Annotated in this window: 12 protein-coding genes and 1 pseudogene; 8 read left to right on the forward strand and 5 right to left on the reverse strand. The window is 46.3% G+C overall.

Annotation, left to right across the window (positions count from 1 at the left end):
- The first annotated feature begins 139 nt into the window (after positions 1 to 139).
- From CAFE_RS17905 to CAFE_RS17915, 3 genes are all read left to right on the forward strand, one after another.
- Positions 140 to 2,116, forward strand: coding sequence for a type I restriction endonuclease subunit R, EcoR124 family (locus CAFE_RS17905; protein WP_413814448.1), 1,977 nt, complete (start codon positions 140 to 142; stop codon positions 2,114 to 2,116).
- Positions 2,117 to 2,414: 298 nt separating this feature from the next.
- Complete coding sequence (locus CAFE_RS17910) at positions 2,415 to 2,606, forward strand: hypothetical protein (RefSeq protein WP_156991379.1); 192 nt, start codon at positions 2,415 to 2,417, stop codon at positions 2,604 to 2,606.
- A 227-nt stretch (positions 2,607 to 2,833) separates the two neighbouring features.
- Positions 2,834 to 3,610 (forward strand): hypothetical protein, encoded by a 777-nt coding sequence (locus CAFE_RS17915; RefSeq protein WP_156991380.1) that lies wholly within the window; start codon positions 2,834 to 2,836, stop codon positions 3,608 to 3,610.
- A 311-nt stretch (positions 3,611 to 3,921) separates the two neighbouring features.
- Here CAFE_RS17915 and CAFE_RS17920 read toward each other — a convergent pair whose 3' ends face one another.
- Positions 3,922 to 5,328, reverse strand: coding sequence for a relaxase/mobilization nuclease domain-containing protein (locus CAFE_RS17920; protein WP_156991381.1), 1,407 nt, complete (start codon positions 5,326 to 5,328; stop codon positions 3,922 to 3,924).
- Between the two features lie 284 nt (positions 5,329 to 5,612).
- On the opposite strand from CAFE_RS17920, the gene CAFE_RS17925 reads away from it, so the two are divergent.
- The 4 genes from CAFE_RS17925 to CAFE_RS17935 all read left to right on the forward strand — a co-directional run bounded on the left by CAFE_RS17925 (position 5,613) and on the right by CAFE_RS17935 (position 8,219).
- A complete protein-coding gene (locus CAFE_RS17925) occupies positions 5,613 to 6,092 on the forward strand; it encodes a hypothetical protein (protein WP_156991382.1) in 480 nt (159 codons plus the stop codon).
- Positions 6,089 to 6,370, forward strand: coding sequence for an abortive infection family protein (locus CAFE_RS17930; RefSeq protein ID WP_156991383.1), 282 nt, complete (start codon positions 6,089 to 6,091; stop codon positions 6,368 to 6,370). Before CAFE_RS17925 ends, CAFE_RS17930 begins: the two co-directional genes overlap by 4 nt.
- Positions 6,371 to 6,625: 255 nt before the next feature.
- The gene (locus CAFE_RS20215) at positions 6,626 to 6,838 is read left to right on the forward strand and encodes a hypothetical protein (RefSeq protein ID WP_233452867.1); all 213 of its coding nucleotides are present in this window, start codon (positions 6,626 to 6,628) and stop codon (positions 6,836 to 6,838) included.
- Positions 6,825 to 8,219, forward strand: coding sequence for a hypothetical protein (locus CAFE_RS17935; RefSeq protein ID WP_233452868.1), 1,395 nt, complete (start codon positions 6,825 to 6,827; stop codon positions 8,217 to 8,219). The genes CAFE_RS20215 and CAFE_RS17935 overlap by 14 nt, the downstream gene beginning before the upstream one ends.
- A 64-nt stretch (positions 8,220 to 8,283) precedes the next feature.
- Here CAFE_RS17935 and CAFE_RS17940 read toward each other — a convergent pair whose 3' ends face one another.
- From CAFE_RS17940 to CAFE_RS17950, 3 genes are all read right to left on the reverse strand, one after another.
- Positions 8,284 to 8,574, reverse strand: a complete 291-nt coding sequence (locus CAFE_RS17940; protein ID WP_156991384.1) for a CD1845 family protein — start codon at positions 8,572 to 8,574, stop codon at positions 8,284 to 8,286.
- Between the two features lie 129 nt (positions 8,575 to 8,703).
- Positions 8,704 to 9,042, reverse strand: coding sequence for a plasmid mobilization protein (locus tag CAFE_RS17945; protein WP_156991385.1), 339 nt, complete (start codon positions 9,040 to 9,042; stop codon positions 8,704 to 8,706).
- A gap of 1 nt (position 9,043) precedes the next feature.
- Positions 9,044 to 9,805, reverse strand: coding sequence for a DUF3849 domain-containing protein (locus CAFE_RS17950; protein ID WP_156991386.1), 762 nt, complete (start codon positions 9,803 to 9,805; stop codon positions 9,044 to 9,046).
- A gap of 68 nt (positions 9,806 to 9,873) precedes the next feature.
- On the opposite strand from CAFE_RS17950, the gene CAFE_RS17955 reads away from it, so the two are divergent.
- Positions 9,874 to 10,134: a hypothetical protein gene (locus tag CAFE_RS17955; RefSeq protein WP_156991387.1), complete on the forward strand. Its 261-nt coding sequence runs from the start codon at positions 9,874 to 9,876 to the stop codon at positions 10,132 to 10,134.
- Between the two features lie 20 nt (positions 10,135 to 10,154).
- Here CAFE_RS17955 and CAFE_RS17960 read toward each other — a convergent pair.
- A pseudogene (locus tag CAFE_RS17960) lies at positions 10,155 to 11,036 on the reverse strand (DEAD/DEAH box helicase); the annotation flags it as partial.
- Positions 11,037 to 11,161: the final 125 nt, after the last annotated feature.

The following is an 11,161-nucleotide window of genomic DNA, read 5'->3' on the forward strand; positions in this document are numbered from 1 at the left end:
TGTGTATCATTCCACTCCTTAACATCCGGCCTACCTCCATGGCGTTTCTTTATGCCATGGTAGCCGTTATTCTTGAGTGGGTCAATTCCGCCGGCGATCTCGGTCAATTATACTCCGGCGATAACACAAGCAGATCAACATCCTGATTGTTGTCAATCAGATGCTGACGGGCTATGATTCAAAATGGATCAACACGCTATATCTTGACAAGGTCATGGAATACGAGAACCTGATTCAGGCTTTCTCCCGCACAAACCGTCTGTTTGGAGACGAGAAGCGCTTCGGCATCATAAAATACTATCGCTATCCACATACGATGGAACGAAATATCAAAGAGGCAGTTAAGGCTTACTCCGGCGATATTCCCACTGGTTTGTTCGTTGACAAGTTGCCAAGCAATATCAACAGCATGAACTATTTCTATAAAGAGATAGAGGAATTGTTTGCGAGTGCGGGTATTGTCAATTTTGAAAAGCTCCCGGACGAAAAGTCCGAGCGAGCAAAATTTGCCAAGCTGTTCAAGCACTTCAATCTTCGCATGGAGGCCGCTTCCGTACAAGGTTTCAGCTGGAGTAAAACCGTATATCCGGTGATTGAAGCTGATGGTTCTGAAACCTATATAACACTGCTAATTGATGAGCCGACCTATCTGACGCTTGTTCAGCGTTACAAGGAACTGTCATCAGGCGGCGGAGGCGGTTCGTTAGTTGACCCGCCATTTGAGATTGATACACACATAGTCGAAATCAACACGGACGCGATAGATGCAGCTTACATGAACTCCCGGTTTGACAAATTTCTCAAGCTCATTCAGCAGGGGGAATCCGATCAGGAAAGTATTGATAAGACCCTGAAGGAGCTACACAAGTCCTTTGCCATGCTATCTCAGGACGAGCAGAAATATGCGAATGTATTTATTCGCGACGTCCGGGCGGGCAATATAGTTATAGATCCAGATAAGACTTTCCGTGATTATATTTCCAGCTACATGAAGAAGGCTGAAGACGCAAGAATTGCCAGGATTGTCAGACGCCTTGGGTGCAGTGAAGATAGGCTCCGGGATTTTCTTGATCGCAAGGTTACCGAAGACAATTATAAGGAATTCGGGCGATTCGATGAGTTGCTAAATTCTGTTGATTTGCTAAAGGCCGAGCGGTTCTTCCACGCCAACGAACAGCAGAACTACAAACAGTACAGGCTCAAAATGTATATCAATAATTACCTGAAAGAGTTTGTACTGAGCGGAGGAATGGACCCGTATTCCAATATCCTCAGGGAAGAGCATTCGAGCCCTAAACAGGCAGAAAATTTTTCAGCTGAAGATACGACAGATACTGTTGTTGTTGAAAAGAACGATTCCGAGCCCGCAGAGGTCTATATCAAAACAACCGTAGACAAGAAGAAACTCTATCAGTGGCATTCTTCCAGCAAGGCACTTGCGTGTATGATGGAAACTGGTTGTTTTGCATATGTGGAACAAAAGGTATGCCTTGATGATCCAAAGTATGTTGAACGTCAGGAAGAAACCGGGAAAATGCGTCTGACTGCATATGCAAAGGAGCATGAAGAAGAATGCTTCCTGCAGTTTATTGAAGATGATAAAGGAAATCTCCACTATGTGAAGCTTCCAGCTAGTGTTGCCGACAAGGAGTTCAGGTACTCAGATTATATTGATGAAGATATCCTGATCAAGTACGGACTTGTGAATGAAATGGCGAAAATGATGCTTGAAGCCATTCATGAAATGGAGTTTGGCCCCGCATTGAAGGAATTAATGAGCAAACATATCTGCAACTATAGTGTCAACTTGCTGAGGTCAACAACCGGTCTCGACAATAATACCATAAGTAAAATGTGGGGTGGACAGAGCCTTACAAAGGTGAATGTGGTTTCTGCTTGTCTGGGAATCCACATTCCTTTCCCTGTAAGTAGTGCCATGCTTGAGCTTGCGAACATTATATTCAGAATGGATAAGCCGCCAGAATCGAATATGACATATATTCAGTTGCTTACTCTAAGGTGGGCGTCAGATTATGACGATATATATGAAGATCTGAAAGCCGAAGGGATAAATGAACTAATAAAGCAGCCGCCGCAGTTAATAAAAAAGAAGTAGAACACGCTCCATTGAGGTCAGAGTAAAATCTGGCCTCTTTTTTTGCGCCTATTTTTTTTGTTGAACTTTATTCAACGAAAAATACCGGTCGCTTCTCATCTGAGGTGCCCCATGAAAACTCAAGTAAAAAATGTTGCAAGTTTTTTACCTTGTCTACGTTGAGATCAGATTTCAGTAAAGAACATATGCGCCTCTGATTGATGGTTCATTGAACTATTGTCAACGGGCAGAAAAAGGAACTGTGCAATAATTAGTCCGTAATCGATTACAGAACTTTTTTGCATAGGAGGAACACCCAATGACGAACAAGGCCTGGAGAGTTACGATTGAAGACATTGAATATATGGCGAATGCTGTTTGCGAGATATTTGATGAATCTGTTGTAGAATCGTCATTCCTGATGTATGACGCGACATGCCCTGATGATCTTTGTCCCAGCCATTACGAGGCGGTCTACAGCGATTTGCTGCTGAAGTATTCCGATCGCTGATTTTCCCTATGTCCGGCGCATGACGTTAAACCGCACTTCGCTTCGACTGCGCATCCCCTGATCAAGGATGCTCTGTCACAGCCGGGCGAGCCACCCATAACCATATCCAGCTTTACAGAGGAACTGGCTATCAGCGAAACGGAGGACGTTTATGATAGTCAGGAAGCAATTGAACAGCTTTATCATCCATGTACCCCGTTTCGCAGAAAGTGATATGAGGTCAAAAGATGGCAAAAGCAGAAAGAACCAATAATTACGACGGTAAGCCCCTCATGCCTGGCGAGATCCTGGTACTGACCCCCTATGATGAAGATGACGTCGAAGCCAACTGCACCACCAAGGAAAACATCGTCACGGTGCCGATGGCAGGAACATTCTTCAAGGCTGTGCTCAAGGCTGTCCCCACGGAATTCGAGTCCGTCGCCAAATCCCAGTTCAGCGACTGGATCAACTCGCAGCTCCCCGCACAACGTGATGGCCGCTGCATGATTCCACAGCCGGACGGCTCTATCAAAGAGTGTCCCCGCATAAGCGGGACAAACCACCCTGTCTGCAAAAACTGTCCGCATCGAAATGAATACGAGGGTAAGGACAAGTTTGTTGTGTCCGTTGAATCATTGGAGGACGAATTTGGATGCGCCTCTTCCACAGTGTCTTCTGTTGAAGATGATCTCATCGATAGGGAAACTCTATCTGAAGCGCGGAGCGTGTTCCTCCATAAGGCTCAACAGCTTATCAAAGTATCCCCGAAACACGGGCTGGCACTGCTTTTGATGGCGATGGGCAGCAACGGCGCGGATTTTGCGGACAGGCTCCAGCTTAGCCACGATGCCGCAAACAAGGTTCGCCAGCAGGTGGTGAGCCTCGCCCCTAACAAGATCGAAAGTATCGGTCAAATCAATACCGAAGATATGAAAGCGAACCAGTCCAAGCGTTCCGAATACTACCGCAAAAAGGCAAATCGGATTTTGGATACAGTATTGAATACGTTCTTTGACTACTAAAGCAAATCCGACGGTGTAAAAGGAATCTCTCTGGTACCGCCATTTCTAACAGCCCAACTTTTATCGAAAGAACCATATAACAATATATCCTTGTTGTATCGTTATACGATATGCACCAACTTGATTTCCGAACGCACCAGTTCTATCTGGCTCGACCAGCTCCAGAGCAAAAAAGCCTCACAGGTCTCAAATCGCAAGATTACTATAACGCCAAAATGAGCAAACTGGTTTACCTGTTCTAATGCCGCTTTGTGTCGGAGCTGAATGTAATTATCAGGAACTGTGTCGATTCATTTTGTCGCATGGACAGCTCAACGCTGCCCATGCTCTTTTTCTTTCTCCGCTTCGCGCCTGTCGGGGCCAAGCAGATGATCGACGTTTGCTTTCACGGTCAACAGCTCTTTCATTTCATCGCGGGCATTGCGATAATCAGCGTAAGCCGTTTTTTTCTCTGCCAGAAGCTCCGCATATTCGGCCTGTAAGCTCTTGACGGTGGGAAGTTTTTTCACGCTCAACTCGTCAAATGATTTCTTCGCCACCTTGTGCAGAAGGATGTCGCTCTCGTGCTCCGCAAGGAATTTTTTTGAGTAGCCCGCTTTGCGGTAAGCAACATAGGTGTCGCGGGTTTTGGCGTAATTAACGATTTGAGTTTTCAAAACGGCGATCTCTGACAGACGTTTTTCAGCTACTTTGATTTGTGTGGAAAGCTCGTTATATCGGGTGGTAGCCGTAGTCGTTTTAGCGACAAGCGCATCGTACTCCAGCAGGCTGTGTTCGGTGAGATAATTCACCGTCTGCGCCATCTGTTTGAGATTGAACACCTTGGCCCAGCGTTCGTAACCGACGCCTTTTCCTGCGCGAAGCTTGACCTGAATATCCACCAGCAGATTGATTTGTTTTTCCGGCATGGGCCGGATGATTTTCTGGTGCGGTTTGTGTGTTTTTTCGCCGGAGAGGACAGCCCGAAGTTCCGCTTCACTGTAGCCGCTGCCCAGCGTATCCAACCGGATAAACCGCTTTTGATTTTTTCCGCGCAGGGCGGGAATTTTTCCCGGTTTGACTTCATATCCGGCATCCCGCAAGAGCTTCAGGAGCGCGTCGAAATCGGCAGGCTTCTGGGCAAGAGATGCGTCTATTGCCACACGCAAAAATTCCCGGTTGGAGGGCTTTGCCTGATCGCCCAGCCACTTGTTGTAGCTCTTGCCGTGCCGCTTCGGATTTTCCACGATAGACAACCCGTTCTCAATACACAGCGTATCATTCAGCCGCCGCACGGCTCTTGTACTGCCCCAAAAGTTTCGGAATTTCCGGGTACAGTCGAGGGATGTGGAATTCCAAATGATATGATTGTGAATGTGGTGTTTGTCAATGTGGGTGCAGACAATGAAAGCATGGTTCCCGTTTGTAAAGCGTTTGGCAAGCTCACAGCCGATCCGGTTTGCTTCCTCCGGCGTGACCTCGCCGGGAATAAAAGACTGCCGGAGATGGTAGGCGATCACATCGTCCGCGCCGCGCGTCCTGCCGGTGAGCGCGGCATACTGCCGTTTGGAAAAAAGGAACTCGGCATCGGCTGTCCGGCTGTCGCATTCAAAGCCAGTAATAAGCCTTCCGTAATCCGTTTTCTCCGGGTTTTCTGCGTAATCAATAATATCGCTGATTGCCGTGCCGACATCCCGGCCCTTGCCGGTATGCAGCGGCATCAGCCGCGTCGTTGCCATAAACATTCCCCCCATAAAATGAAAAGAAAGCTATGAAGCTTCCCAAACTGTTTTTCAAGCAAAACATGTGGATGACTTACAAATTGCGATTTAATTTGCTATAATATATGTAATAATTTGCCGAATAAAAATGAGTAACCATTGGGATTGAGGCTTTGTAGATAATAGCATTATGCGAAGTCGCCATAGACAATATTTGTTTATGGCGAACAAACCTGTTACAGCAATAATACATATTCCGACAAGCAGGGATTTGTTGAGATAAATAAATATGGGGTGAAAACATGGGACAGTATGACTTCACTTATGAAGTTCCTGACAACTTTCATGAGAAATTGGTTCGATTCTTACAACAAAATAGAAGCAGTGATATAGCACAGGTACTTCGGCATTGCAAAATTGAGTATGAAGATAAGGGGCTGGCATATTATGCAGGATTAAAGGGCGATAATTGGGATAAAAAGGCTTTGAATTTTACTTTTGAAGGATCGCAAAGTAATATCGATTTTTTAAAGCCAAAGGACCAAGTATTGAAAGACGCGATACAAAAACTACTAAGACCGAGTACAACAGGATATCTTATAAGGAATATAGACTATATTATTTCTGATGATGATTTTGAAATAATCCTTCCGGAAGAACATGGTGAATCGTTTGAAATATTATCAAGAGATATTTATGAGGCACTTAGTAGAAATGAACCGACTTTGGTACTTGATAGGTTACACACATACTCAACTAAATTCTTCAGACTATTTGTTTGAAGCATGGAATTCCTGTTTCCGATAATACCGGGGAAAATTACCCGATTCATAGCTTGGTTGGGGCACTTGCAAAGTACTATAAAGAGAATAAAGTGTTTGAGTCTGAGTTTGCCAATCAGGCTTTGAAAATGAGTATATCTACATTTGAAAAATATAATACAATCAGGAACGACAAGAGCTACGCTCATGATAACGAGGTGTTGGATAAAGCTGAAGCTGAATATGTAGTTACAATAGTTACGGCAACTCTTACTCTCATACATAAACTCGAAATGTAATAACTCTACAGTAACATCAGTGTCCTGAGTTCGTAGTTTGTTTATGACGGACCAACCGATTGTAGCAATAACACGCAGCTTGATAAACAGAAATTTGTGGAGGAAGGAACACAAGAATATTCGCATATAGGTATATGAAATTTCAAACATCATCAAACAACAGAAAAGCACTTTTCCAAGTATACGGGATATTATGGCTTTGGCTTTAAGTGTTCTGTCATTTTTGAGTAGCCAACTTGGGGGAAAAGAGGAAAAATGGATATCCGTGAAATCGAAAACGTCATTGATAATTTACATAAGAGGCACCCTGCTTTTTCCGGAACGAAAGAACAGGTGACATATGAATTGTTGTCTGCTTTTGAAGACCTGTGCTCTCTCTCGGTAATGAGCAGCATGTTGAATCCATTGGCTCTAAGAAAGATAACAGATCATATGGATGCGCTAAACCAGGCATTTGTATTGGGTTGAGAAAAGTGACTTACCCACTGCAACCGTGCAAATTGCTACCGACATTTCTGAAGAGAGATACAATCAGTGTGTTTCTCTACTTACTAATTATGCGTATCCGTACTCAGTGATATGTAGTGGCTATATTTCATTTTCAAGGAAACGGTTATTAGCCAAAGTTGATGACAACACAGTTACTTTTGATTTTCCGGCGGATCACAATAATTCTGCGTGGAGCGATATTCTCAGAGAAGCAAGCCAGTCTACACTCGGCAGTTTCATGGATTGTATTAATCCGGTAAAGATAGCAAAGGCTAATGCAGAATTACAAAAAAGAGTTCGCATTGAGGACGGATGCCTGTGTTACGAATTAACAAACGAAATAATAGATCCATTTCTTGAAATTGCAAACGATCAATGGAATTCTTCAAAAACCTTGCCCGACTCATGGAAGTTTGACCTGTTTACACTAGATGACTACCGGCAAGCATGGACATGTATCGCAGCACTTTGTTACATACATTTTCTCAGCTGCATTACAATAAAAGACCCGTTAATCAGATTGCGAAATAGCACAATAATTCTGCCGATAAGCAAGATAGTAGACTATATTGTATCGATAAGCGGATTGAAAAAAGAATCGGTCGAGAGTATTGTGAAATACATTACTTTTGAACCGTCCAAGCGTAATGTAGATATCATGTATCAGCCGATAACCGTGCTTAGTAATGAATTAACAATCATCGCCCCTATGTTATTTCTTGGCTCCCGCCCGGAACGGAATCTACTTGCAGTTGTAAGTTCAAGAAGCGATTCGGAGCACTCAAAAGAGGTAAATGATTTAGAAGATTTGATGGTACAGGAAATAGAGGCTGCTATCCCTCGTGCAACTACTCTAAAACTCACAAAGCACAAAAACCTTGGTGGGCGCTTGCCTGATGTGGATTTTGGACTGTTGGATGCAGCCTCAAACGCTGCTTTGCTATGTGAACTTAAGTGGTTTGCTGCCGCGGATTCCTCAAAGGAGGTATATGCTCGAGAAGATGAGATTACTCACGGATGTAAACAATCTGAATCAATTATGACGTATGCCATGAGTGATCGGAAACGGTTTATTAAGCAAGTGTTTGACGTTGACGATGGTGACAGCATTGATTTATTTTGTTGTGTGGTTGCAAGGCATAATATTAGGACCCAGCATAAATACATCCCTGTAATTGACTTGAAAAAGCTGAAGGAATTATTTTCGAGCAAACCAATTAGCAGTGTGTTCCATGCTATCCGTAACCACGAATACGAGGAATCCCTGCCCGAGGATGCATCAATAACATACCAAGTCATAAAGTATGGGGATTTTACGTTCAAAATACCTGCGATTTGTTTCGAGTCAACGCCACTATAAAATGAAGCTGGTACACTGTTTGTACTTCGCAAAATGTTTATACTTAGATACTTAAGTGATCTTTTTAGCCGTAAACCAGGTCCTGAATCGTATACCGCAAATCCTGTATCTTGCCGAGCAACCACGCCGCCGCCATCGGGATTCCGAACGGACTGACGAGAAACGCCATCACCAGCAGGATGATCCCGTTTGTAACCTGATGGGTAATCAGCGCCAGCACACCGAAGATGCCGAGGACCGTTCCCGCGAGGCCGAACACAAAGGCTGAGCAGCGGAGTACCAGCGCACAGATCCAGACGAAAACGGTCAGAACCACAATGACCGGAGCGACGAGTATTTTCAGTATCAGCCTCATAAAATCAGCCTCCTTTACAATTTCTAATACAACTATAATGCGTATGCTGTTTTTTGCAAGGATGTGGCAAAAAAATAGCGGGGCGGCTTACATGGTGTAAACCGCCCCCATTTTTCGGGATATACGCCCCTATTTTATTTTTGCAAGCACAGCGAGAATATCGTTAGCCGCCCTCCACAGCCGTTCCTGATTTTGGACGATATCCTCCAAATCCGCGTCGTAAACGCGCCCCGTTTCATGCACCCGCTTGGTAAGCTGGTTCAGGTTGCTGCTGGACCGGCGCAGGAGCGATACCATCTCTTTCAGCTCCGGCAGTTCCAGCTTCACCACATACCCGTCGATGGAAATTTTGCGAAGATACGCCGCCATGTTCTTCGTGCCCAGCTGCGCCATCTTCAGTTCGATCATTTCACGCTCCTGCGGAGTAACGCGGAATTTGAGCTGGATCTGCCGGTTGCGATTCGCCATGTCACAGTTCCATTTCTTTGCCCTTGGATGAGGCGGGCGTTGGCTCGGTCTGTGTTTTTTGCAGCTTTTTTCGGACAGACGGCTTGCGCTGACGAAGCGACTGGTCGCGATTTTCATCCTTTTGGATGAAGGCGAAAATTCCTTTCCGATCCTTGAGTGCAGAGAACGACAGGGACTTGAACGGCAGCAGCGCGAACAGCCGATCTTGATCTTTGGCGGAAGCACGAATTAGAAAATCCGGCGAGATCTGCGCCATGAAATGCGTACCGCTGGGACTGTTCGGCTCACGTTCGGATTGCAGACGCCGGAGCAGCCGCATGGCCTCCGACTGAATGTTCTCTTTGGTCAGAGGCTGGGTCAACAGATATTCGCGCCGCGCCTGATTGATGAAAAGGTCTACCAGACCGGGATGCGCTCTATCTACGATAAATTCCCGGTTTCGATTATCCCCAAAGCCGTTCTCATCATCAAAGACCGGAATCGTCCGCGCCCAATCCTTATTTCTGCGGTCAATGCGCCCATCCCAATCTTTCTCACGGACAGTGTTCGCAAGCACATAGAGAGTGCGGTCAAATCCAAACTCGGCAATGACCTGTTTTGCAGTGTCGCTGCCGAGACAATTATTGCGGTAATTGTCCCGGATGGCATCGTCGATGGCATCCCGGCAGGCAATGTTCGCCTTGTGGGACGCACGGTAAATCTCCAGTTCATTATGCTCATGGGCGTAAGTCGCCGGATATTTGTAGACGGGTATCGTATTCATATGTAACCTCCTAATTTCAAAATCAAGTAATATGTGATAAAATCTTTAGAGTAAAGCGGGGTGAAAAAATGGCATACAGCGAACAGATGTGGCAGGACGCGAAAAATAAATGCCGGTTAAACAATGAGGATATTGATCTTGCCAAACGCCTCGGTCTGAACCCACGCAGTCTTGTCAAAAACATCCCCAATAAAAGCGAACCGTGGAAAGCGCCGGTCAGCGTTTGGCTGCATGAGATAGATGAAAAACGCCGAAAGAAAACCGAACAAAAGCAGAAACGCAGGGCAAAAACCGCAGCCGCCCGAAATGACGGCTCCGACACAAAATGATTCCGTGCCGGAGTCTTTTCTTATCGGGCCAATTCATGTTTTGGTTTTCTGCCAGTCCCGCAGACGCAGGGCATTTTCAGGCTATCCAGCACAGAGGGCCTTTCGCTTTTCGCCATGACTTCCGACGCCTGCTGTTGGGCGGGGGCGCGGCTGTCGATGTCCAGCAGCGCGTTCAGCTCCGCGAGGCGGGTGCTCTTTTGCGCAAGTTCCGCTTCCTGCGGGAATGGCTTGCCGATCTCGGCCTTTGCCGCCGCTATCTGAGAATGAAGATTATCAAGCTGTGCGTGAACATTTTGCAACCGCTTCGGCATATCGGCAAGGGCGTTGTCAATGCGGATCAGATTGCCGCGCGCGTCCTTGCCCAGCGTGACACGGTGGGTCATCTGCCCTTTGAGGGTAAGGATAAAATCTTGTCCGAACCCCTCCACGGACAGTGACACGGTAAAACCCCGGTAGCTGCCGATCTCCATCGGTTCCAACCCCTTGACCTCCTTGCAGGCTTCCAGAATGGCGGCACCGGCATTGTCCTTATCAGTGAGGGAATCGCCCCGCACTACCATTCCGGCAAAGCCGTCTTTGGGATGCGGGTGCGCGTCCAGCGTCGCCATATCCGTTTCCAGCCCTTTGATGAAGCCTTTATTCCGCTCAATTTCCTCCGGGAAATATTTGAGCAGATTGTCCTCCAGCCGGAACTGCTGGCTCTGGTGGTTGGCTTTCATCAGTTTCAGCTTGGCCACGTCCATGTCGAGGTCCATCTTCTCTTTGATCCGCTCGTCCCCGGCGCACAGGGCCTTGATTTCCGCGTAGGAGAGTGCCGTCTCGTCGATGTCCTCACAGGAGCGAACGGGACTTTTGCTGGTCATGATCTGCGAAATAAATTTCTGCTTATTTTCCACAGTTTGGTCGGGTAAGAGACCGGCATCACTGCCGTTCCCTCCCCTAAGAACCGTGCGTGAGAGTTTCCCCTCACACGGCTCAAGCCTTTCTAAAAGCTCCCGTTCCGGGAACCCGGCTCAAATGGGTAATT

This window comes from Caproicibacter fermentans, from assembly GCF_009746625.1.
In the GTDB taxonomy this organism is placed as follows: Bacteria; Bacillota; Clostridia; order Oscillospirales; family Acutalibacteraceae; genus Caproicibacter; species Caproicibacter fermentans.